We start from the raw sequence: 21,940 nt of genomic DNA on the forward strand, positions 1-21,940 counted from the left end.
ACTTAAAAGGCTGGTACCAGGTCACATGGATTGGCACCTTCCGGGAGTACACTGTCCCATTCTGATTTGTAACGAAGTACTTATATAGAAGGGCAATCAATCCTCGTCTGACTATGGCTCAACAAATGGGTAACCAGCCCCTCATCGTACTTTCCGAGGACAGTCAGCGAACCTCCGGAAAGGACGCCCAGTCGATGAACATCACCGCCGGGACCGCCGTCGCCGAGGCCGTTCGGACGACGCTCGGCCCGAAGGGGATGGACAAGATGCTCGTCGACTCGACGGGCAACGTCGTCGTCACGAACGATGGCGTCACCATCCTCGACGAGATGGACATCGAGCACCCCGCGGCGAACATGATCGTCGAGGTCGCCGAGACACAGGAGGACGAGGTCGGCGACGGCACGACCACGGCCGTCATCATCGCCGGCGAACTCCTGAGCAAGGCCGAGGACCTCCTCGAACAGGACATCCACGCCACGATCCTCGCACAGGGGTATCGCCAGGCGGCCGAGCAGGCAAAACAGATTCTCGAGGAGAACGCCATCGAGGTCACCCCCGAGGACGACGAGATCCTCGAACAGATCGCGGCGACCGCGATGACCGGCAAGGGGGCGGAAAGCTCCAAGGACACGCTGGCGGAACTGGTCGTCAACGCGCTCCAGTCAGTCGCTAACGGCGACGAAATCGACACGGACAACGTCAAAGTCGAGACCGTCGTCGGCGGCTCGACCGACGAGTCCGAACTCGTCGAGGGCGTCATCATCGACAAGGAGCGCGTCCACGACAACATGCCCTACGCCGTCGAGGACGCCGACGTCGCCCTGCTGGACACCGCGATCGAGGTCCAGGAGACAGAGATCGACGCCGAGGTCAACGTTTCGGACCCCGACCAGCTTCAGGAGTTCCTCGACCAAGAAGAGGCCCAGCTTCAGGAGATGGTCGATCAGCTCGCCGACGTCGGTGCCGACGTCGTCTTCTGCCAGAAGGGCATCGACGACATGGCCCAGCATTACCTCGCCCAGGAGGGCATTCTCGCCGTTCGTCGGGCCAAGAAGTCCGACATCAAGGCGCTCTCGCGAGCCACGGGCGGCCGCGTCGTCTCGAACATCGACGACATCACCGCCGAGGACCTCGGCTTCGCCGGCAGCGTCGCACAGCGCGCCGTCGGCGGCGACCAGCGTATCTTCGTCGAGGACGTCGAGGACGCCAAGGCCGTCACGCTCATCCTGCGCGGCGGCACCGAACACGTCGTCGACGAGGTCGAACGCGCCATCGAGGACTCGCTGGGCGTCGTTCGTGTTACCCTCGAGGACGGCAAGGTCCTGCCCGGCGGCGGGGCCCCCGAGGCCGAACTCGCGCTGGGACTGCGTGACCACGCCGACTCCGTCGGCGGCCGCGAGCAGCTCGCCGTCGAGGCGTTCGCCGACGCGATCGACGTCGTCCCGCGAACCCTCGCCGAGAACGCGGGTCACGACCCGATCGACTCCCTCGTGGACCTCCGCAGTCAGCACGACGCCGGCGACATCGGCGTCGGCCTGGACGCCTACTCCGGTGACATCGTCGACATGACCGAGGACGGCGTCTACGAGCCGCTGCGCGTCAAGACTCAGGCCGTCGAGAGTGCGACGGAGGCCGCCGTGATGATCCTCCGGATCGACGACGTGATCGCCGCCGGCGACCTCAAGGGCGGCGGCAGCGACGACGGCGACGACGGCGGCCCGCCCGCCGGCGGCCCCGGCGGTATGGGCGGCGGCATGGGCGGCATGGGCGGTATGGGTGGCATGGGCGGCGCGATGTAAGCGAGGTTCTGAGCGCAGCGAAGAACCTCGGAACGCCGAGCGGGGAGGAACGACCCGCGAGGCGAAGTCGGTCAACATCACATCAGCCCCCACGGCCACCGCCTGACGCCATCGCTCGCCGTCCGCTTGCCTCGCGGACGTGAACTAATTGATTCGACGAATTCTTTCGTTAATTCGATTTACCGCTACTACCTGGATAATTTCCGCTGTAATACTTCCGACTCAAACGAGTTGGTCGAGCTGGCGGTGCAGCTGGGCTGCCGTCTCGAAGCGAGTGAGCTTCCGGGGAGCCATCGCCTTGGCGACGATCTCGTCGACGGGCTCTGGAACGTCCGGGCGGACGTCGCTGGGGACCGGCGTCTCGTCGTCGAGGATGGCGGCCCGGACGTCGTCGTAGTCGCCGCGGTACGGATCCTCGCCGGTGAGGAGCCGGAACAGCACAGCCCCGAAGTGATAGACGTCGGTCGCGTGGTCGACCGAGCCGTAGCGATCGTCGAAGTACTCCGGGGCGGCGTAGCGGGGGTCGACGTACTCGGCGGGCTGGAAATGCCGCCGGAAGACCGTCATCACGCCGAGGTTGGCGAGGCTGGGTGAGGGATTCTCCTCGAAGCCGATCGAGGGGTAGACCACGTCGTGTGGGTCGATCCCGCCGTGGACCAGCCCGCGCTCGTTGACGGCCGCGAGGCCGGCGGCGAGGTCCCGGGCGTCCCGCAGGGCGACGTCGAGATCCGCGGGTCTGCGATCGGCAAGCGTGTGCTCGGCCCGTGGCGTCGCGACCCACGGCCGGGGGTGGTCGCCGTAGTCCGCGACGGCGACGATCCCCGTCGCCTCGTCGGCGCAGTACCACTGGTGGAGGCGTTCGTGGACGGCCGACCCGAACTCCCGAGCGCCTTCGCCGGGTTCGTCGAAAAACAGGAGATCGACGCCGTACTCGGCCTGGTCCATGCGAGCCCGGGAAGGCAAGATGTGGCCGTACCGCCCGCGTTCGGGCGGGTCGATCACGCTGATCTCGTCGAAGGCACTCACTAGCTGGACGGCGGCGAAGGCCTCGGAGTTCTCGGCGGCCTGGATGCGGCGGCGGCGCTCCTCGACGTGCTCCGGCGTCCCCGGTTCATCGGGGACGCTCCCGTCGGTGTCCGGCGTCGGTTCGGGCTCAGGTTCCGATTCGACCTCGTCATCGACGATTTGATCCGGCGGCTCGGGCTCGACCGGTTCGTCGGGCAGCGATCGCTCGTAGACTGAGACGCCCGGTTGAGACGTTTCGACGACGTGTTGGCTCCCGGAGGCCGTCGTCGCGCCGCCGTCGGCCCGGAGTTCCGCGTCGAAATCCCAGCTGCCGGCCTTCCGGACGGCCCGGACGACGGTCCCGTCGAACGCCCGGAGGGCGTTGCCGACCTGCTCGGGGTGGCGTTCGTGGAGCGTCGCGAGCGTTCGAACCAGGGCCTCCCGGTGAGCTTCTCCGGCGGATCGAACGAGACGGGCGGCGAGTTCGGCACCGAGCTGTGGGCGCTCGTCGGCCAGCCGGCAGGCCGTCCAGGCGGCACTGACGCGCGCCCGGCGAGCCTCGGCGGCCAGCCCGTCGAGCACCGACGGGAGGACTAACGAGAGTACGTCCTCGGCGTCGGGCTCGGCCGCGCGACGAGTGGCGTCGTCCCCGTCGCCCGTTTCGGTTCCCATTGGGGCATGCTATCCACCTCAACCACAAGAACCTCAGTCAGACAGTCGTCACACACCCTTCGGCTTCCGCCGTGTGACCGGGGTGTTTTTGGGCCGCTATGCCGAAGCGACCTGTATGCGAACGATCACGCTCGGCCCGTCGGGCACCTATTCCCACCGGGCCGCGTCGGCGCTTTCCGACGCCGTCGAGTTCACCGAGTCCGTCACGGCGATCGTCGAGGCGGTCGCCGACGGCGAGTACGACCGCGGGGTCATCCCGATCGAGAACAGCATCGAGGGCAGCGTCACCGAATCGCTGGACGCGCTGGCGGATTCCGACGTGGCGGTCGTCGCGGAGATCATCACGCCGATCCGCCACGGCTTGCTCGCCCAGAGCGACGAGTTCGACCTCGTCGCGAGCCACGCTCAGGCGCTGGCTCAGTGTCGGAGCTACCTCGAAGATCACTATCCCGACGCCGAGTTAGAGGCCGTCGCGAGCACGGCCCGCGGCGTCGAACGTGCCCGGGAAGACTCCACGATCGCCGCCATCGCCCATCCCGACAACGCGGGGGCGGACCTCTCGGTCCTCGCCGAGGACATCCAGGACCGGTCCTCGAACGCGACGCGTTTCTTCGCGATCGCCGGGCCCGAGGAGCGATCGGTCGAGGGCGGGAACACGTCGCTGATCGTCTACCCGAACGTCGACTATCCCGGCCTCCTGCTCGAACTCCTCGAGCCCTTCGCCGACCGGGACGTCAACCTCTCGCGGCTGGAGTCCCGACCCAGCGGCGAGCGACTCGGTGATTACGTCTTCCACATCGACGTCGAGGCCGGCCTCTACGAGCAGCGCCTCCAGGACGCTCTGGACGTCGTCGAGGAACTGGCGAGGGAGGGCTGGGTCAAGCGCCTCGGCTCCTACGATACCCGCCACGTCGTCGAGTAGTCATCACGATTGTTTCAGCCATCGTCGGTCACGAACTCATAGGCGTCATAGACCAGCGCGACCGTGAGGAGTCCGGTCACGACTGTAGGAAGGGGGCGTCGGGTCCGGACGGCGTCGATCGCCGCCAGACCAAGCGCCAGCAGGAACGTCCAGTGATCGAGCTGTCGGAGATGGTCGATGGCGCGGTCGGTCATCCTGGCCTCCGTCTCGGGCCTCCAGCCAGTTCAGTCGTCGGCTTCCGATTCCGTCTGGGCGCGGCGTTCGGCGGCCCGCTCGATGAACTCCTGGGGGAGTTCGTCGATTTCACCGGCCTGGACGGCCCAGAGTTTTGCATAGAGGCCGTCTTCGGCGAGTAGTTCCTCGTGGGTCCCGCGCTCGACGATCCGCCCGTCCTCGATCACGACGATTTTCTCGGCGTCCTTGATCGTCGAGAGGCGGTGAGCGATGGCGAAGGTCGTCCGGTCTTCGGTCAGTTTATCCAGCGAGCGCTGGATCAACATCTCCGTCTCCGTGTCGACGTCGGAGGTCGCCTCGTCCAGGACGAGGATCTCGGGATCCTTGAGGATCGCTCGCGCGAGGGCGATCCGCTGGCGCTGGCCACCCGACAGTTTCACGCCGCGCTCGCCGACTTTCGTGTCGTAGCCGTCGGGAAGGTTCTGGATGAAGCGGTGGGCTTCGGCCATCTTGGCCGCCTCGACGACTTCGTCCTTCTCGGCGTCGAACGTGCCGTACTCGATGTTCTCCCGGACGGTCCCGTAGAACAGGAACGTCTCCTGGCTGACGTATCCCAGGGCCTGTCGGAGACTCGGGATCGTCGCCTCGCGGAGGTCCGTCCCGTCGATTTCGATTGCCCCCTCGTCGACGTCGTACATCCGGAGGAGGAGCTTCATCACGGTGGACTTGCCCGCGCCGGTCGGACCGACTAAGGCGACGGTATCGCCGCCCTCGACCTCGAAGGAGATGTCCTCGACGATGGTCTCCTCGTCGTCGTAGCCGAAGGTGACATCGTCGAATTCGACGTGGCCGTCGGTGACGTCGAGGGGTTCGGCGTCGGGGTCCTCGACGATCCGACTGGGCGTGTCCATCAGCCCGAAGATGCGCTCGCTGGAGGCGTGGGCGCGCTGGTACATGTTGATGATCTGTCCGAACTGCGCCATCGGCCAGATGAACCGCTGGGACAGCAGGATGAAGCCGACGAACTCCCCCACCGAGAACTTGCCCGTGAAGAACCACGGCCCGGTTCCGGTGGTCTGGGAGGTGAACACCCACAGGCCCCCGACGAGGAAGGTGACGACGAACCCGACGCCCGACAGCAGCCGGAGGCCGGGGAAGAACTTGATCCGGGTGCCGATGGCGTCCCAGTTGGCGTCGAAGTAGTCTTCGGAGACATCGTCCACCCGATCGGATTCGAAGGTCTCGGTGTTGGCGGCCTTGATGACCTGGATGCCCCCGAGGTTGTTCTCTAGGCGTGAGTTGAGCTGGCCCACGGACGACCGGACGTCGGCGTACTTGGGTTGGATAGTCTCGACGAACTTGTAGGTGAAAAAGCCGATCAGGGGGACGACGCCGAGCGTCACCAGCGCGAGCTGCCAGTTCCAGTAGAAGAGGATGCCGGCGATGCCGAGCACCATGATCGACAGCCGGAAGAACGCGTTCATCCCCTCGTTGAGGAAGCGTTCGAGCCGGTTGACGTCGTTCGAGAGGATCGACATGAGTTCGCCTGTCTGCTTGTCGGCGAAGAAGTCCATGTTGAGCCGCTGCATCTTGTCGTAGGTGTCCGTCCGGACGTTGTGCTGGATGTTCTGGGCGAAGGTGTTCCACCCCCAGTTGCGCGTCCAGTGGAAGCCGGCCCCGATCAGGAACGCGGCGGCGATGATACCGACGGTGAGCCAGAGCTGTGCGCTCTGGGTTTCGGGAATCAGCGACTGGGGGACCAACCAGAGGCTGTACTGCTGGTCGTCGAAGATGGCGTCGATGGCGAGCGTAAGCAGGAGGGGCGGAAGCAGGTCGAGGATTCGGGCGGCGACGCTGCTGACGAACCCGATCGTGAACGGGAACGAATACTCCCGCCCGTATTCGGCAAACAGTCGGCGCATCGGGCGATCCGCGCGGTCGCGGACGTCCTCGAATACTTCGTCGTCGTCGAGGTCGATGCTCATTCGACTGTCCCAGGAGTCGCCGGGAGAAAAGACCATCGGAAAGATGGTGATAAATCACATCTTAGATTTGTTCCGTGTTGTCGAGACCCACCTCTCTGGCACCGGGTTCAGCACTGTACACACGCAAAACCACTCGACGATATCGGTTCCTGGAACCGGACAATTAGAACGGGTTGCCGCCGCCGCCCATGCCACCCATCCCGCCCATGTCCACATGTCGCCGCCCTCCATCTACTCATCATGCGTTCCATATCTGCATCGCCCATGCCCTGGAACTGATTGGGGGTCCGATCCATCATCTTGTGCTGCTCTAAGAGTTCCCGGATGTAGTCCTTGGTTTCTCCAATCTCACGCGTAAACGGGAATCTCCTGCTTCAAGGATCCAGTATTCCTAAGTGACAAGGACAGAAAAATTTCACCGTCGGCAAATATATGACTATGGATTCGCTGCGTGCTGACGGCTGGGAAGACGTTGTAGCGTTCTTTGTATCGGTAATAGCAGCAGTAGTCTCTTGGTATACACATGGTTTCTACCTGAACTGGGGCGTATTCGTCGTCGGTATTGGCACTGGCATCGTGGTATACTTCATTTTCGACTTCGTGGAGGATCGTCCTGTAGTGGTTGAATTTCCAATCACGATGGCACTTATTCTCGGTATGCTCATCGCGCTCTACGAAGAGACATTAGTCGCTGGAGTCGTCGCTGCCGTAGCAATGACTACTGCGATCAAAGCGTACGACGTGTATCTATAAGGGGGCCCCGTTGAACGTTCGATCTCCGGCACATCACGGGGTTACTGTTCACAATAGCTGCTTTCCGCCTGTTCTCGATCAGTCCCCGAAGGGCCCGCCGCCCATGCCACCCATGCCGCCCATATCGCCCATGTCCCCCATGTCGCCGCCCTCCATCTGCTTCATCATGCGCTCCATGTCGGCGTCGCCCATGCCCTGGAACTGATTGAGGGTGCGGTCCATCATCTTGTGCTGCTCTAAGAGTTCCCGGATGCGGTCCTTGGGTTTGCCCGAACCTCGCGCGATGCGTTCGGTTCGACTCCGGCCGATCTGACGGGGGTTCTCGAGTTCGGCCTCGGTCATCGAGTCCATGATAACCTCGAAGTCACGCATGCGCTCCTGGGTGACGTCCATGGCGTCGTCGGGCAACTGATCCATCATCCCGCCGCCGAGGCCGGGGATCATGTCCATGACCTGATCCAGCGGCCCCATCTTGTTCATCGCCTCCATCTGCTTGCGCATGTCCTTGAGGGTGAACTCGCCATCGAGCATGTCCTCCGGCCCCCAGTCACCCTCTTCGGCCTGGGTTTCCTCCATCGCGCGTTCGACGCGTTCCGTGAGTTGCTGAAGGTCGCCCATCCCGAGCAGCCGGGAGATGAACCCGGAGGGCTCGAAGCGCTCGACGTCCTTGACCGTCTCGCCGGTGCCCAGGAAGGCAATGGTCGAGTCGGTCTCGTTGACGGCGACGAGGGCACCGCCACCCTTGGCCGTCCCGTCGAGTTTGGTGATCACGACGCCGTCGATGCCGACCGCGTCCTCGAAGCGGCTGGCCTGTTCTTTGGCTTCCTGGCCGATCGCGGCGTCGAGCACCAGCAGGTTGTGGTCCGGGTCGGCGACCGACTCGATGTCTTCGAGTTCGTCGATGAGCCCGTCCTCCAGCGCGTGTCGACCAGCGGTGTCGACGATCTGGACGTCCGCGTCGTCGGTCGCTTCGAGTCCATCGCGGGCGATCTTGACGGCGTCGTCCTCGTCGGGATCGCCGTAGAAGTCGACTTCCGCTCGCTCGGCCATCTCCTCGGCCTGTTCGTAGGCCCCGGGCCGCCAGGTGTCGGTCTGGATGACCGCCGGCCGGAGCCCCTTTTTCGAGAACCACCAGGCGATCTTCGCCGCGGAGGTGGTCTTCCCTGATCCCTGGAGGCCCGCCAGCACGATCGTCTGTGGCTCCAGGGGAAGTTCGGTCGATTCGCCGACCAGGTCGACGAGTTCCTCATAGACGATGCGCAGTACCCAGTCCCGCGCGGAGGTACCGGCCGGCGGCTCCTCCTCTAAGGCGCGGGTCTCGATGCTGTCGGAGAGGTCCATCACCAGGTCGACGTCGACGTCGGCCTGGAGCAGCGATCGCTGGATCTCCTTGACGACCGCCTGGACGTCCTCCTCGCTGATGCGGGACTTCCCCCGGAGGCCGTCGAGTGCCCCCCGCAGGGACGATCCCAGATCGTCGAGTACCATTTGTCCCTCGGTAGGCGATGACGGCGGTAAAGCCTTTTTGTCGGCCGTGCTCGGGCTGCCCTTTGATTTCGCGGACGCCGCCCGGGCTCAATTGTCGCCGGTGAGTGGGACGACGACGTCGTCATCTTCGCCAATTGCCCCCTGCTCGCGGAGCCGCTCCAGCCCGGCGACCGCCGTCGCGCTGGTCGGCTCGACTGCGAGTCCACACCGGGCAAGTCGATCGTGGGCCTGCTCGGTCTCGGCGGCCGTGACGGCGATTGCGTCGCCGCCACTCGCTTCGATCGCGTCGAGGATCCCGCCCCGTCGGACCGGCTCGGCGATCTGGATGCCGTCGGCGAAGTCGTTCCGGCCGGCGTCGCGATCGTTCCCGCGGGCCGCGGCGATCGGTGCGACGCCGCTGGCCTGGACGCCGAAGAGTCGCGGCACGTCGTCGATCCAGCCGGCACGCTGCAGGCGATCGAACCCGCGAGACGCGCCCAGAAACAGCGTCCCGTGACCCAGTGGCGTCACCACGGCGTCGGGGGCTTCCCAGCCGCGCTGGGCCGCGACTTCGAGCGCGAACGTCGCCGTCCCGACCAGAAACAGGGGCTCCCAGGCGTGGCTGGCGTAGTAGCCGTCCCCTGCCTCGACAGCATCAATGCAGGCCTGGGTCACGTCCGCTCGGTCGCCCTCGACCTGCCGCAGGGCGGCTCCCGTCCGTTCGATCGCCCGAAGTTTCCCCGGTTTGGCGTCGCTTGGCACGAAGATCTCGGCGTCAATGCCGGCACGGGCGGCGTAGGTCGCGATCGCCAGCCCCGCGTTTCCCGAGGAATCTTCGATCACCCGGTCGGCCCCCCGATCGAGGGCGTGGGAGACGACGACCGCGGCACCGCGATCCTTGAAGCTCCCCGTTGGAAACAGGTGTTCGCGTTTGTACTGGACGCCGTCCTCCTTTCCGTTGAGCAGCGGTGTCCACCCTTCGCCGAGTGTCACCCGGGCGTCGACGGGCAGGAAGCCTTCGCAGCCCCAGAGTCCGGCGTCCCGGTCGAGCTCGGGCGGCTGTGCGGGCAGATCGGGGAGCCCCCGCAGGTCGAGCGGACTCCCGCATGCACATCGCCAGGGGCCCTCGAGTGGGTACGTCCGTCCGCAGTCAGTACAGACGCGCTCCATGTGTGCTCTTTCGGGCCCGGGATCACGGATCTGTCGCTCGTAATTCTCTCGCCCAGTGTCGCTCGGGATGCAGTCGCCTCAGGCCCTCGGTGCTCAGTCGGCCGCAGCGTGGTCGGTTCGGCGTTCCCAGCCCGGGTCGAGCCGACGCCGGACTGCGGGGACGAGCGACGCGTCGAGCGAGTACCGGCCGCTTCCGACGACCAGCAGTGCCGAGAGCAGCCCGAACAGCGTGATGTGAGCCAGCACGGGGTCGTCGGGCAGCCCGAACAGCGTCGTCGTTAGCATCAGGAACCCGACGGCGGCGGTCCCTCTGGTGAACAGTCCCAGGATGAACGCAACGCCGACCGCGGCCTCGACCAATCCAGCACCGAACACCCACAGCTCCGGGGACACCGGTACGACCGCGGTCAGGTTGTACTTCTCGACCACTGCGATGCCACCCGCCGGGTTGAGCCACTTCTGTGTGATACCGAGAAACATGAAGTTCACCCCGACGAACAGCCGCAACAGGGGGGCAACCGGTAACTCGTCGATCCCCACTTTGGCGATCATCTCCGCGGGCGTGGGCAGTCCGCGGGCGCGGCTGGCGAGCGTCCCCTCGGTGACGACCAGCCGCCGAAGCAGCATGTCCGCGCTGGGCTGGCCGGCACCGACGATCATGATGGCCAGAAAGCCCGCGATGTACTCGCTGGCCAGCAGGAGTGTACTGTCAGTGGCGAGCAAGCCGAGATAGATGACCAGCCCCGCGGCGGCGACCAGTCGCGTCGCCAGCCCGAACAGGAGCAAAAACCCGATCGCGACCTGGAGGAGGCGTGCCTCGACCGGCAGACTCGGCGTGAAGAGGTAGCCGGCGAAGCCGGCCCCCACGAGGGGCAGACCGACCGTCAGCCGGAGCATCCAGGGCAGGTACGGCCGGTAGGACTGCAACGTCCGGCTGGCGACGGCGATATCCGGCACCAGTCGCGAAAACCGGAAGTAACCGGCGAGGAGCAGCCCCGCACCCAGTGCGCCACCGGCCAGCAAGGCGACGCTTGCTGGGTCACTGAACACGGCGGCGAAGAGCTCGGCCGCGCTCCCGGTACTATCCTCGTCGGTGACGTACTTGACATGGGCACTTGCTTGGCCAGCAAAACCGACTGATGAGACTCCAGCGAGCAGGAGTGTAAGGAGTGTCCGATCCGAAGCTGTTGGCATAGGAAACCTAGGGCCGAGAGGAGTAATATCCTTGGCCTCCCGGAATTTCGTGTCGGCACGGGGTCACGTTTCGATCGTCGATCCGTCTCGACAGCTGTCGCCGTCACAGTCGCCGCCGTGGTGGGATCGGCCGGTTTGATTCCGTGGTGACGCCGCTCCCGAACGTTCGTCTGAGGCTCGCACCGAAGCCGACGATAGCGACGACGCCGACCACGGTCGGCCCCAGTATTGGCACGGCCGACAGACCGACGAGAGTGGTCGCACCCACGAGGACACCGAGCCAGGTCGTGAGACGCCCCGATCGGTGACTGATCGTCTTGCCGAGTGCCAGGATCGCGACCGCGTCGCTCACGAGGACGAAACACGCCTGGATGGTGAACGTGACCAGCCAACTCAGCGCCCGGAACTGACTGTACACACCAAATGCTACCAGGGTCAGCAAGGGAATCGCGTAGCCGACTGCGCCGACGATTCCGACACCGAACGAGAGTAGTGTACTTGTTCTGGCAGTCCGGGTTGCGTCCGCCGTCCACTTCGGGGCGAACGCGAGCAGAAGCGGCACCAGACACACCGCGATGATGGTTCCGGCCCCGAGGATCTGGAACGGTTCACCCCCGGAGACGGTGCTGAGCGGTTCAAGCGGATCGCCGAAGGCCATTGGTGTTCCCCCACCCACATCACTCACCGTGTCGTGGCACTAATCCGGGGAAAATAAATCTCGTGATTGTCGCCCTATACGTCGAGTGCTTCCATCGACTCGACGTCGAAGCGCAGCACTTCGGGCTCGCCGTCGAGCAGGTCCGGGAGGTGTTCGCCGAAGGCCTGGTAGTGCTCCGTCTGGGTGTGGGCCTCCAGCGCTTCGGCGTCCTCGTAGCGCTCGATGAACCGGATCACGTTCTCATGTTGAAGGTCGACCGTGGCTCGGTACTCGATGGTGCCGTCCTCCTGGTTCGACCCCTCGACGAGGTCGTCGGTGAGTTCGATGGCTTGCTCTCGTTTCTCGGGCTTGATCGGGAACGACGCGTGAAGTACGATCATGTGGCTTCCTCGCGTGGTTCGACCCCTGGCGATGTAAGTCCTGTCGAAGCGGGGGAAGCCGGTCGCCACTGCGGACGGATGCGGGCGTCCGGGCCGCCGACGCTATTCGATCGCAATGATCCCATCGCCGACTGGGACGTACAGCAGTCCGTTGCCGATTGCTGGTGGGTTGGGGGTTGCCGACCAGGATATCGATACGTTGTGTTCCGCGTAGTTGACCGAATCGAGAACATCCCCCTCGGTCGAAATCGCTTTCACGCCCGGTGTCGAGGTATCATAAATAACGTCCCCGGCAGCGACGGGAATTCCGATCGTCTCGCCGATCTCGACCGACCAGGCAAGCGAACCGTCTTCGATAGCAAAACAATGGAAGGTCTCGGGGTCGTCGTTTCCCCCGAACGCGCCATAGCCCGTCGCGACAACGAGATCGTCCATCGGGAGGGGCATGCCATAGACACCGGAGGCCGGGGGAAGTTCGTCGACGTTTTGCTCGGTTACGTCGGATAATTCAAGATACGGGTGGTTTTCACCCTCGATCCCCGGTGGTCTGTATCGGGATCGTTCCGCCCCATCCTCAGTGTCGAGGGCGACGAGCGGAGACATCCACCCACCGCTCCCCTGCCGGGAGCCGGCAGTATAGATGTCCTCAGCGATCGTCGGTAGCGTGAACCCGAGGGGATCGCTCACGGGTTCGAGATGGGGTCCTGAAATATCGAGCGGCGTGTCCCACGCGAGGTCCCCGTCGTCGATATTTCGGGCGAGAAGGTCGGTTGGCTCATCTTCTTCCGTCTCCCTGGCATAGATGATGGTGTCTCCGGCGAGCGAACCAAACGGTGCCGTTGTTTCAACCATCGTGTCGACGGCCCACTTCTCGGCACCGGATTCGGCGTCGAACGCGTATAGTCCACGCTCATCGGTGTCGTCCACGGATATCTCGACGAAGATCCTGCCGTCGTCAACGATCATATTCCCTGCAGACGACAGTCCGAGATCGAGTTCGCGCTCGGTCTCACCGGTTTCCGGATCGAGGACGGTGACGCCCAATGAATCGCGTGGCGCGGTTTCACCTTCGGCGTCGGTGGCGTCACGTCGATAGTCCGCTGGGACAGTTGGCTGGTAGATCTGCCCGTCGTCGATCCGGTGGCCAAAATACGGCACTGCGTTACCGTTCGCTAACACAGGCAATTCTCGGGACCACTTGATCGCTCCGGACGTGTCTGTTGCGACCAAACGACGGTGTGTCATATACGTCTCGCCTGGTCTCTCATTGTTCCTGCTCTGGAACTGCACCCCCCAGATAAGCAGGTCATCGGCGAGCAGTGGCCACGTCGAATGCGTTCCCATGACGAGCCCATTCGAGAGGTCGATGTCTTCGACTTCTTCGGCGATGTCCTCGTACCGCAACTGCCAGGCGACCGACAGCGACTCGCCGGGCCCCTCCTCAGCAGCGATCCGGCCTGTCCGAGCCACGTCTCCCCTATAGGCACCCCAGTTCTCGCCCCCGTCGCTAGTATTGCCCCCCAGCACGGCGTCGAGCTGTCCACAGCCGGCTAGGGACGTTGTTAGTGCCCCGATACTCGCCAGGCCGAACTGCCGTCTGTTCATGTTGATAGATTTGACAGTACGCCATATAATAGTTCTCACTCTAGCTACACTATCCGGTCACAATTCGGGACCGAACCAGCGCGTCAGTACGAGTCGATGTCGGTACCGACAGAACAGACGTACTCGCCGGTCGCCACTTGTGGGAGTCGGCGCGTCCGCCAGAAGATGCCCGTCGAGTCGGCGGTCACCCGCTCTTTGACCGTCCCGAAGACGTCGGTGACGGTGAACAGCGTCTCGCCGCGATCGACCCGCTCGCCCAGATCGGGCTCGAAATCGAGGAGTCCGCCCGCCGGCGCGCCGTACTGGTCGAAGGAACTCGCTCTGGTCTGGGGGTCCATCGGGGCCTCTCCGTCGAGAAAGTCGTAGTGTCTGAGCACGTTCCGGACGCCTGTAACGCCGATCTTGATCGACTCCTCGTCGAACCCGACCGCCCCGCCGAGTTCCGGATCGATCGTCGGCACGCCCTCGTCGGGGGCGGCCCGCGCGAGTTGGCCGTCCGGGCCTTTCTTGTCGAGGACGGTCCCGCAGTCGAAGGCCTTCGCGAGTTCGAGACACTCGTCGTGCAACCGGTGGCGGGTGCCACATCGGACCCGTGTTTCATCGATCATCCGGCTGGTCGAACCCTGGTGGAGGTCGATCACGAGGTCGGCCCGCATCGCCGCCTCGAACGTCGCTGCGGCGATGCGCTCGCTGGTCGTCCCCGTTTCCTCGCCGGGGTAGGCCCGGTTCATCTTCGTGTCGTCGATCGGGTTGCGGTGCTCGGCCACCTGGAAGGCGTGGTAGTTGACGATCCCGACGATCAGGATCGTCCCGCTGATCTCCGTCGGATCGAGTCGCGGGACCAGCCGCTGGATCACGCCGACGCCGTTGAGTTCGTCGCCGTCGCTGGCGGCCTGCAGATACAGTGTCTTCCCATCTTCTGTTCCGTTGACGACCGCCACCGGCAACCCGACGTCACTCCCGTCCCGTGTCTCGCCGACGTACAGTCGCCCGGTGGCGACCTCGCCGGGATCGGCGCTCGCCGTGCCCAGATTCGTCATTGGGGGAACTGCGAAGGGGAACGGCCTTTAGTGTGCTGTCTCCGGCGTGGGATGCACGCTTTGGAGACCGCTCGCAGAATCAGGCCACGATCGACCGTCTCAGGCTTCGATCTTCTTGTAGTCGATGTACTCGCCGCCGCGGAAGTCCTCCAGCAGGTTGATCGCCGCCGTCGTCCCCTCGCCGACCGAGACGTTGACCTGGCGTTGCCCGCCAGTCAGGTCGCCGGCAGCGTAGACGCGGTCGACGCCCGTGTACTGGTCCTCGTCGACGTCGAGGTACGAACCGTCACGCGGAATGCCCAGCATGTCGGCGATGTCGGTCCCGCCCGCCGCGCCGAGCGCGATGAAGACGCCTTCGACGTCGAGTTGCTCGCCCGCGTCGAGTTCGACACCCTCGACGACCTCGTCGCCGACGATGTGATCGACCGGTTCCTCGATGACCGGAATGCCCTCGCCCTCGAGCTGGTCGAGCAGCGCGTCGTCCATGTCGATAGCGTTGCCGTTGGTGAGCACGCGCACGTCGTCGGTGTAATCCAGCAGCATCATCGCCTCCTTTGCGGCGTAGTTGCCCGCACCGACGACCGCGACTGGCTTGTCGCGATAGAAGAAGGCGTCACACTCGACACAGTAGGAGACGCCGCCGCCCTCGTAGTCGTCGACGTGGGGGATCGCCGGCGTCTCGTAGGACGCGCCGGTCGCGAGGATGACGCCCTTCACCTCGTACTCGTCGACCTCGGTCTCGATGCGGTAGCCGTCGCCGTCCTCGCCGACCTGGACGACCTCTTCCTCGACAATTTTCGCGCCGAACTTCGTCGCCTGCTCGCGGCCCACGTCGACGAGTTCGGGGCCGCTCGCGCCCTCCGGGAACCCGTAGACGTTCTCCATCCAGTCGACATCCCTGGTCGTGCCACCGCCCTTGTCGAAGACAAGCGTTTCCTGATCTGCGCGTGCCGTGTAGACGGCTGCGGCCAATCCAGCCGGACCGCCACCGATGATCGCTACGTCTGCCATTGTGTATTGATAGTACAATACCGTCGCGTATAAACGACTCGCTTCGGGCGAACTATACGCCGTATTCTGCATGAATAGTCATGTTTTGCGGGCCATTATCGCTTGGTAGCAGTCAACAGTTCGAGCACAATATTGCGGGACTTGTGATCAAATGGTGCCGATCCGCGCTTAGACCATCCCGAAGAGATTCGCCAGCGCGATCCCGAGCACCGTGGCGAAGGCGACGTGCAGCAGCGTCAGCGCGGCCGTCGCGGGTCGGGGCAGGTCATAGACCGTCGAGATCGCGACGGCGTCGGCGAGAACGGTCGCGACGACGACGATCCCGACACCCAACTCGGGGGAGACGAAGCCGACGCTCGCCACGCCGTAGCGCTGGAGCAGCAGCGAGACGACCGCCGGGACCGCGCCGGCGTAGGCGGCCCGCTGGGAGCGGACCTCGCCGATAAAGAACGTCGCTGCGAGGTGGAGTGTCACGGCGTAGAACACCCACGCCCCGACGAAGGTTGCGACCAACAGGACGAGGGTGCTACTGAATGGCCCGCCCTGCAACGGGATCGGTGCGAGAGACACCGCTGGCGCGTCGATCGCAGCGAGAGAGAAAGACGGGGAGAGCGTCCACATACTCGCGATTCGAGTCGCAGTCGTTTCTGCGTTGTTATTCCAGCAGGCCGAGTTCTTCGAGCCGGGAGACGATCTTGTCGACGGCCTTCTTGGCGTCGTCGGGTTCCTTGCCGCCGGTGATGACGAGCTTTCCGGAGCCAAAGAGGAGTGCGACGACGTCGGGGTCGTCCAGCCGGTAGACGAGACCGGGGAACTGCTCGGGTTCGTACTCGATGTTCTCCAGTCCCAGCCCGATCGCGATCGCGTTCAGGTTGAGATTCCGGCCCAGATCGGCCGAGGTGACGATGTTCTGGACGACGATCTCGGGGTCCTCGTCGACCTGAATCTCCAGGTCACGGAGCTTCCCGAACACGATCCGGAGACTCTCGTGGACGTCGTCGGTACTCTTTGCGCCGGTACAGACGATCTTGCCTGATCGGAAGATCAGCGCCGCCGACTTGGGTTCCTGGGTCCGATAGACGAGGCCGGGGAACTGCTCGGGGTCGTAATCGGCCCCTTCGAGGTCCATCGCCACGCTCTGGAGATCGAGCTCCTGACCGATACCGGTTGAGGCGACGACGTTTTCGATGTTGATTGTTTCCTTGGGGTCAACCATGACTCGAACTATAAATCGTATTTAAGGCTTATAAAGGTTGGTATTTAACGTTTATAAGCACCCCTATATTCGGGGTACGGTCGTTTTGACGGGCAAATAGACGGGATTTCAGGTGAGAACGATAGGCAGCCATTTCGACCGCGTCCACCACGATCGAACCGTCTTCAGCCCCGATCGCCAGAACCAAGCATCGAGCCCTGTTGCTGAGACGCGTGTACCTGCTGGAACTCGCCGGTACCGACGACGCCTTTGCCGCCTACGAAGCCGACAGCGCTGCCAGTCGGGTCACCGTCCGCGGCGGGGGTGTCGCGACTGCCCGCGGGATCACTGATCGGGTGTCACAACTGGCGTTGACCCATCGGGTGAGTGACCTGCTCGGGACGGCTGCGCCGAACCTCGACAGCGCTCGCGCGCTGCTCGAAGCGGCCAGCATCGACCGCTCGGGGTCGGTCGCGGTGCGAGCGCGGGACGTCCGCGGCGCGACGGGCGTGAGCACGCAGGCCGTCGAGCGCGCGCTCGGTTCGATACTTGTCGAGCGCGGGTTCGCGGTCGATCTCGACGATCCCGACTACGAACTCCGGGCGGTGTTCGCCGGCCCGCCCTCGACAACTGAGTGGGATGGCGACGGTATCGAAATCGCGCCTGACGCTGGCGAGGACGGACTCTGCGCGCTCGGCTGGCTCGCGGTCGAACCGGAGCGGGACTTCACCGATCGCGCGCCGACCGATCGCCCGTTCTTCCAGCCGGGGAGCATGGACCCGGCCCTCGCCCGAGCACTGGTCAACGTTGCCGGCGCACGGCCCGGCGCGCGCGTGCTCGATCCGATGTGCGGGACTGGCGGCCTCCTGCTGGAAGCGACGCGGGTCGGCTCGGCGGTCGTCGGCGTCGATGCCCTGGAGAAGATGGTTCAGGGGACGCGCGAGAATCTCGTGGCTGCGGGGGCTGACGAGTTCCTTGTCTGCCGGGGCGACGCCAGGCGGCTTCCGTTCGAGGCTGATACGTTCGATGCCGTCGTCGTCGATGCGCCGTACGGGCGACAGACCAAGGTGTCGGCGGACTCGCTGGCTGTGCTACTCGAAGATGCACTCGGGCAAGCCCGTCGGATCGCGCCCCGGGCCGTCGTCGTCGGGGATCGCCCTTGGGCTGCGGTAGCTCGCGAGGCTGGCTGGACCGTCTCGGCCCAGTTTCAGCGCCGCGTCCACCGCTCGCTCGATCGATTCGTTCACGTACTCGACCGCGGGTAAGTCCGTCAAGCCCTGGCTGCCGCCGAGAGTGCTTCCCCGTTTCCCCAATCATGCCGCCTGGAGTATCTTCCTCATCATGTCGAGTTCCTGGATGAGATCGTCGTCACCGATCGAATCAGCTTCCCCCTCAAAGTACCCCCGGAACCGTTCGATCCGGGACTCGTAGGGCGAAGAGACCGCCAGCGGCTGGGACTGCTGTTCCCACTCACCGAGCGGCAGGTCTTCCGGTGGGACCCCGATTTCGCTGTCAGCCGTGACCGTGACTCGGTCAGGATCGCGTTCGTGGACCATCCAGTTTCGCAGGAGATCGGCATACCGGGCCAGCAGGACCGCTTTCCGGATTCCCGTGTTTGCGAAATGTTCCGGCGACTCTTCCGGGAATTCGATGGTCCGCGTCGTCTCGTCCGCCGACCCCGATCGATCCTTCCAGGACGCCCGCAGCGTCATGTCTCCGCTGGCTTCCCCGTCGAGTTTGACCAGGACCACGCCGCCGCGGGTTTCACCGTCCGATTTCGGGGACGGGAACAGCGTGTTCACTGAAAGCAGCTCGTCGGTCGCGTCTTCGGCAGCCGTCGAGCCGTACACGGTCGCGATCTCGGCGTCCGCAGCGTCGAGTTCCACCGAGAGATCGTACACGAGCGGCGTCACCATGTACTCGAACTCCTCGCCGAGATATGTCTCGAATTTCTCGGCGGAGTGGACCGATCGGTAGTTCGCGCCGCGGACGGCGGTGATCTCGTCGACGAGTTCGGGGTTGAAGTCGACGCCGACGCCGACGAAGCTGGTATGAATCCCGTCTTCGGCGTAGCCCGCGAGACGATCCTGTAGCGCCTGGTCGTCGGTCTGGCCGGTGTTCGGCATCGCGTCGGTGACGACGATCTGTCTGGTCTCGGCTTCCGTGGGGTCGGCGTCGGCGTACTCGCCGAGCATGTCGGCGGCCTCGGCCATGCCGTCGGCGATGTTCGTCCCGCCGCCGGCCTGGATGTCCTCACGGATGTGCCCACGGATCGCGTCCATGTCTGTCGTCTCGACCTCCCGGAGTGGCTTGGCGACGGTCGCCTCGTTGTTGAACAGGACGACTCCCACCCGATCGTCGGGGTCGAGCTGCTCGGTCAGCGCCACCAGGGCGTCCTTGGCGACGGCCATCTTCGTCCGGCTGTCTCCCTCCTCGACGGTGTGTCTGTTCCCGAAGCGATCGTAGTAGTACTGGTCGAACTGCGACCCCATCGACCCGGAGATGTCGAGGACGATCACGACGTCGAGCCGCTTGCGTTCGAAGGTCGACGTATCCAGCGTCGAGTTGAGTCCGACCGTGAAATAGCGGTCTGTGGACTCGCCCAGCGGGTCTTCCGTGATCGCCGTCGCGTATGAGGGACAGAACAGCGACGAGCACTCACCTGTCCCGCCAGTGTCGAAGTAGTAGTTGTAGAACAGTCCCTCGACCGGAAGGCTGTCGGGGAGTGGCAGGTACCCCTCCTCGACGTTGCGCCGGAAGTCCGCGACGTTGCTCGCGCCGCCGGCGGCAAGCCCGAGATCGGCACTTTCCGCGTTGGCACTCAATTGGACACCGGCCCCGCTACTCGCGTTCAGGCCGTCGGTCCGCTCGGCCGGGTCGTACTGCCAGTCGTCGACCGCGTCGGATTCCCGATCCTCGTCACCCAGCAGTCCGGCACAGCCGGCAAGCAATCCACCGGTACTGGCCGCACACAGCCGGAGGTACTGTCGCCTGCTGTGAGCCATGTCCGTCGTTACTGTCGCCGTTTATATTAATACGCTGAACGGTCAAGCGGCTGTTTGATTATCGGCCGTAGCGACGAGCATGCCGGTGACTCGATGGGCGGGCCATTCCCCCACCCGACCGGGTCGCTCACTCGACCGTCCCTATTCGAGGGACTTCGCCCGGTTCTGGAATTCGCCGCCACAGTCTGCACACTCGCCGGGGTGGGTCTCGGCCTCGACGATCGTCCCACACCCCATGCACTCGAACTGCGAGGTCACGTCCGCGGTGTCGTCCTCGACGTCCTGATTGTGTGGCATCGTAACATGTCCGGCCGCTATTCTTAAGTATTAATCGTACGAGGAATATGATGGCATATATACACATGGTGTTTCGTGTGGGTCACCCCACGATACTCACTCCCAGTTAGTCCCGGCGATCGGGCGACGCAGGCGGTTTGCGTTGGACACAACAGGAGTAACCGGCCGGGCTTGCACAAGCCGCACGGCTTTTAGTCGTGAGTCGGGTATACGGTTTCACGCAATGATTTCAGAGGGCTGCGAGCAGTGTGCCAAGGGCGGGAAGATGGTGATCTTTGTCTACGGCTACTGCGACCAGCGCGACTGCTTTTACTGTCCGCTCGGCGAGAACCGCAAGAACGTCACCGATGTCTACGCCAACGAGCGGAAAGTCGAGGACGATCAGGACCTCATCGAGGAAGCAAAGCGCATGGACGCGCTGGGCTCGTCGCTGACCGGCGGCGAACCCCAGGAGGTCATGGACCGCACCTGCCGGTATATCTCCCTGCTCAAAGACGAGTTCGGCGAGGACCACCACATCCATCTGTATACCGGCATCACCGGGGGGCGCGAGAACATGCGCCGCCTCGCCGAGGCCGGTCTGGACGAGATTCGGTTCCACCCGCCCCTGGACATGTGGGGTGACCTCCACGGCACCGAGTGGGAGGATATTCTCTATATCGCCCGCGAGGAAGGGCTCACGCCGGCCTTCGAGATTCCCGGTATCCGTCCGGAGGACGAGTTCGTCACCTTCGTCGAAGAGGGGGCCGCCGAATTCGTCAACGTCAACGAGTTCGAGATGAGCCAGGGCAACTACCGCCGGATGCAACAGCAGGGCTTCGACCTGAAGGAGGACCACATGAGCGCCGTCGAGGGGAGCCACGACGTGCTCGACTCGATGGCCAAACACCCGAAAGTCTACTTCTGTACGTCGGTGTTCAAAGACGCCGCCCAACATCGTAATCGGCTCAAGCGGATGGCCAAGAACGTCCGTCGTCCCTTCGACGAAACCACCGACGACGGTACCCTGGTTTACGGCAAGGCCTGGGTCGAGGCCGATCGCCTCGACGAACTCGGCGTCCCCGCGGAGTACTACGTCGAGAAATCCGAGCACGTCGAGATGGCGTGGTGGCTCTTAGAGGAGATGATCGAGGAGGGCGATATCGCGGAGGGCGAGATCGTCGAGCAGTATCCGACGGTCGACGGGACGGTGGTCGAGCGGACGCCGCTTCCGGAAGTCTCCGCCGAGCGAAGTGAGGCGGTTCGCTCGGATCGAACGGCGTGAGATCCGTGGTAGTTTTGGCCCAGCTTTTGCGACGAGGGGTAGCCAAGCGAAGCGCGGCTACCCGAGGAGGAAAAGGTGGGACTGGGACGGTGGTCGAGCGGACCCCACTTCCGGAAGTCTCCGCCGAGCGAAGTGAGGCGGTTCGCCCGGATCGAACGGCGTGAGATCCGTGGTAGTTTTGGCCCAGCTTTTGCGACGAGCGGGTTGCGGGCCGTCGGCCCGCAACCGGGAGCCGTGGCGGTTCCACCGCCACGCGGTAGCCGAGCGAAGCGCGGCTACCCGAGGAGGAAAAGGTGGGACTGGGACAGTGGTCGAGCGGACGCCGCTTCCTGACGGATCGA

Annotated in this window: 20 protein-coding genes; 5 read left to right on the forward strand and 15 right to left on the reverse strand. The window is 64.4% G+C overall.

What is annotated here, in order from left to right; genetic code table 11:
* Window positions 1–125 precede the first annotated feature (125 nt).
* Entirely contained in the window at window positions 126–1,802 is a 1,677-nt protein-coding gene (gene thsA / locus HBNXHr_RS01740) for a thermosome subunit alpha (RefSeq protein ID WP_275883691.1), read from the forward strand.
* Between the two features lie 222 nt (window positions 1,803–2,024).
* On the opposite strand, the gene HBNXHr_RS01745 is transcribed toward thsA, so the two are convergent.
* The gene (locus HBNXHr_RS01745) at window positions 2,025–3,479 is read right to left on the reverse strand and encodes a protein kinase (protein WP_275882918.1); all 1,455 of its coding nucleotides are present in this window, start codon (window positions 3,477–3,479) and stop codon (window positions 2,025–2,027) included.
* 115 nt (window positions 3,480–3,594) lie between these two features.
* Between HBNXHr_RS01745 and pheA the strand changes: the two genes are divergently transcribed.
* On the forward strand, window positions 3,595–4,401 hold the full coding sequence (gene pheA / locus HBNXHr_RS01750; RefSeq protein ID WP_275882919.1) for a prephenate dehydratase: 807 nt from the start codon (window positions 3,595–3,597) through the stop codon (window positions 4,399–4,401).
* Between the two features lie 14 nt (window positions 4,402–4,415).
* Here pheA and HBNXHr_RS01755 read toward each other — a convergent pair whose 3' ends face one another.
* Window positions 4,416–4,595 (reverse strand): hypothetical protein, encoded by a 180-nt coding sequence (locus HBNXHr_RS01755; RefSeq protein ID WP_275882920.1) that lies wholly within the window; start codon window positions 4,593–4,595, stop codon window positions 4,416–4,418.
* A gap of 30 nt (window positions 4,596–4,625) precedes the next feature.
* On the reverse strand, window positions 4,626–6,560 hold the full coding sequence (locus tag HBNXHr_RS01760) for an ABC transporter ATP-binding protein (RefSeq protein ID WP_275882921.1): 1,935 nt from the start codon (window positions 6,558–6,560) through the stop codon (window positions 4,626–4,628).
* A gap of 432 nt (window positions 6,561–6,992) precedes the next feature.
* On the opposite strand from HBNXHr_RS01760, the gene HBNXHr_RS01765 reads away from it, so the two are divergent.
* Entirely contained in the window at window positions 6,993–7,313 is a 321-nt protein-coding gene (locus HBNXHr_RS01765; RefSeq protein ID WP_275882922.1) for a hypothetical protein, read from the forward strand.
* 78 nt (window positions 7,314–7,391) lie between these two features.
* Here HBNXHr_RS01765 and HBNXHr_RS01770 read toward each other — a convergent pair whose 3' ends face one another.
* The 10 genes from HBNXHr_RS01770 to HBNXHr_RS01815 form a co-directional block, all read right to left on the reverse strand.
* Entirely contained in the window at window positions 7,392–8,801 is a 1,410-nt protein-coding gene (locus HBNXHr_RS01770) for a signal recognition particle protein Srp54 (RefSeq protein WP_275882923.1), read from the reverse strand.
* An 87-nt stretch (window positions 8,802–8,888) separates the two neighbouring features.
* The gene (locus HBNXHr_RS01775) at window positions 8,889–9,950 is read right to left on the reverse strand and encodes a threonine synthase (RefSeq protein WP_275882924.1); all 1,062 of its coding nucleotides are present in this window, start codon (window positions 9,948–9,950) and stop codon (window positions 8,889–8,891) included.
* A gap of 93 nt (window positions 9,951–10,043) precedes the next feature.
* Window positions 10,044–11,144, reverse strand: a complete 1,101-nt coding sequence (locus HBNXHr_RS01780) for a DoxX family protein (protein ID WP_275882925.1) — start codon at window positions 11,142–11,144, stop codon at window positions 10,044–10,046.
* Window positions 11,145–11,247: 103 nt separating this feature from the next.
* Window positions 11,248–11,802, reverse strand: coding sequence for a hypothetical protein (locus tag HBNXHr_RS01785; RefSeq protein ID WP_275882926.1), 555 nt, complete (start codon window positions 11,800–11,802; stop codon window positions 11,248–11,250).
* 74 nt (window positions 11,803–11,876) lie between these two features.
* Window positions 11,877–12,182 (reverse strand): putative quinol monooxygenase, encoded by a 306-nt coding sequence (locus HBNXHr_RS01790; RefSeq protein WP_275882927.1) that lies wholly within the window; start codon window positions 12,180–12,182, stop codon window positions 11,877–11,879.
* 102 nt (window positions 12,183–12,284) lie between these two features.
* Window positions 12,285–13,787, reverse strand: a complete 1,503-nt coding sequence (locus HBNXHr_RS01795; RefSeq protein WP_275882928.1) for a PQQ-binding-like beta-propeller repeat protein — start codon at window positions 13,785–13,787, stop codon at window positions 12,285–12,287.
* Window positions 13,788–13,870: 83 nt separating this feature from the next.
* Window positions 13,871–14,827 (reverse strand): succinylglutamate desuccinylase/aspartoacylase family protein, encoded by a 957-nt coding sequence (locus HBNXHr_RS01800; protein ID WP_275882929.1) that lies wholly within the window; start codon window positions 14,825–14,827, stop codon window positions 13,871–13,873.
* A gap of 99 nt (window positions 14,828–14,926) precedes the next feature.
* A complete protein-coding gene (locus HBNXHr_RS01805; protein WP_275882930.1) occupies window positions 14,927–15,838 on the reverse strand; it encodes an FAD-dependent oxidoreductase in 912 nt (303 codons plus the stop codon).
* A 168-nt stretch (window positions 15,839–16,006) separates the two neighbouring features.
* On the reverse strand, window positions 16,007–16,459 hold the full coding sequence (locus HBNXHr_RS01810) for a hypothetical protein (RefSeq protein ID WP_275882931.1): 453 nt from the start codon (window positions 16,457–16,459) through the stop codon (window positions 16,007–16,009).
* A gap of 34 nt (window positions 16,460–16,493) precedes the next feature.
* Window positions 16,494–17,054: a TATA-box-binding protein gene (locus tag HBNXHr_RS01815; RefSeq protein WP_015789000.1), complete on the reverse strand. Its 561-nt coding sequence runs from the start codon at window positions 17,052–17,054 to the stop codon at window positions 16,494–16,496.
* A gap of 212 nt (window positions 17,055–17,266) precedes the next feature.
* Between HBNXHr_RS01815 and HBNXHr_RS01820 the strand changes: the two genes are divergently transcribed.
* Window positions 17,267–18,298 carry a methyltransferase domain-containing protein gene (locus HBNXHr_RS01820; protein WP_275883692.1) on the forward strand — a complete coding sequence of 344 codons (1,032 nt, stop codon included), beginning with the start codon at window positions 17,267–17,269 and terminating at the stop codon, window positions 18,296–18,298.
* A gap of 48 nt (window positions 18,299–18,346) precedes the next feature.
* On the opposite strand, the gene HBNXHr_RS01825 is transcribed toward HBNXHr_RS01820, so the two are convergent.
* Both HBNXHr_RS01825 and HBNXHr_RS01830 read right to left on the reverse strand, forming a co-directional pair.
* Complete coding sequence (locus HBNXHr_RS01825) at window positions 18,347–20,038, reverse strand: VWA domain-containing protein (RefSeq protein WP_275882932.1); 1,692 nt, start codon at window positions 20,036–20,038, stop codon at window positions 18,347–18,349.
* Between the two features lie 141 nt (window positions 20,039–20,179).
* Complete coding sequence (locus tag HBNXHr_RS01830; protein WP_275738976.1) at window positions 20,180–20,335, reverse strand: rubrerythrin-like domain-containing protein; 156 nt, start codon at window positions 20,333–20,335, stop codon at window positions 20,180–20,182.
* A 223-nt stretch (window positions 20,336–20,558) separates the two neighbouring features.
* Here HBNXHr_RS01830 and HBNXHr_RS01835 point away from each other — a divergent pair, with 223 nt between their 5' ends.
* Window positions 20,559–21,599 carry a radical SAM protein gene (locus HBNXHr_RS01835; RefSeq protein ID WP_275882933.1) on the forward strand — a complete coding sequence of 347 codons (1,041 nt, stop codon included), beginning with the start codon at window positions 20,559–20,561 and terminating at the stop codon, window positions 21,597–21,599.
* Window positions 21,600–21,940: the final 341 nt, after the last annotated feature.

The organism is Halorhabdus sp. BNX81 (genome assembly GCF_029229925.1).
In the GTDB taxonomy this organism is placed as follows: domain Archaea; phylum Halobacteriota; class Halobacteria; order Halobacteriales; family Haloarculaceae; genus Halorhabdus.

Coding starts and splice junctions, on each gene's coding strand:
- HBNXHr_RS01745 (WP_275882918.1), bottom strand. CDS start 3,479: ATGGGAACCGAAACGGGCGACGGGGACGACGCCACTCGTCGCGCGGCC.
- HBNXHr_RS01805 (WP_275882930.1), bottom strand. CDS start 15,838: ATGGCAGACGTAGCGATCATCGGTGGCGGTCCGGCTGGATTGGCCGCA.
- pheA (WP_275882919.1), top strand. CDS start 3,595: ATGCGAACGATCACGCTCGGCCCGTCGGGCACCTATTCCCACCGGGCC.
- HBNXHr_RS01760 (WP_275882921.1), bottom strand. CDS start 6,560: ATGAGCATCGACCTCGACGACGACGAAGTATTCGAGGACGTCCGCGAC.
- HBNXHr_RS01815 (WP_015789000.1), bottom strand. CDS start 17,054: ATGGTTGACCCCAAGGAAACAATCAACATCGAAAACGTCGTCGCCTCA.
- HBNXHr_RS01780 (WP_275882925.1), bottom strand. CDS start 11,144: ATGCCAACAGCTTCGGATCGGACACTCCTTACACTCCTGCTCGCTGGA.
- HBNXHr_RS01810 (WP_275882931.1), bottom strand. CDS start 16,459: ATGTGGACGCTCTCCCCGTCTTTCTCTCTCGCTGCGATCGACGCGCCA.
- HBNXHr_RS01770 (WP_275882923.1), bottom strand. CDS start 8,801: ATGGTACTCGACGATCTGGGATCGTCCCTGCGGGGGGCACTCGACGGC.
- HBNXHr_RS01775 (WP_275882924.1), bottom strand. CDS start 9,950: ATGGAGCGCGTCTGTACTGACTGCGGACGGACGTACCCACTCGAGGGC.
- HBNXHr_RS01800 (WP_275882929.1), bottom strand. CDS start 14,827: ATGACGAATCTGGGCACGGCGAGCGCCGATCCCGGCGAGGTCGCCACC.
- thsA (WP_275883691.1), top strand. CDS start 126: ATGGGTAACCAGCCCCTCATCGTACTTTCCGAGGACAGTCAGCGAACC.
- HBNXHr_RS01765 (WP_275882922.1), top strand. CDS start 6,993: ATGACTATGGATTCGCTGCGTGCTGACGGCTGGGAAGACGTTGTAGCG.
- HBNXHr_RS01790 (WP_275882927.1), bottom strand. CDS start 12,182: ATGATCGTACTTCACGCGTCGTTCCCGATCAAGCCCGAGAAACGAGAG.
- HBNXHr_RS01795 (WP_275882928.1), bottom strand. CDS start 13,787: ATGAACAGACGGCAGTTCGGCCTGGCGAGTATCGGGGCACTAACAACG.
- HBNXHr_RS01825 (WP_275882932.1), bottom strand. CDS start 20,038: ATGGCTCACAGCAGGCGACAGTACCTCCGGCTGTGTGCGGCCAGTACC.
- HBNXHr_RS01830 (WP_275738976.1), bottom strand. CDS start 20,335: ATGCCACACAATCAGGACGTCGAGGACGACACCGCGGACGTGACCTCG.
- HBNXHr_RS01785 (WP_275882926.1), bottom strand. CDS start 11,802: ATGGCCTTCGGCGATCCGCTTGAACCGCTCAGCACCGTCTCCGGGGGT.
- HBNXHr_RS01755 (WP_275882920.1), bottom strand. CDS start 4,595: ATGACCGACCGCGCCATCGACCATCTCCGACAGCTCGATCACTGGACG.
- HBNXHr_RS01835 (WP_275882933.1), top strand. CDS start 20,559: ATGATTTCAGAGGGCTGCGAGCAGTGTGCCAAGGGCGGGAAGATGGTG.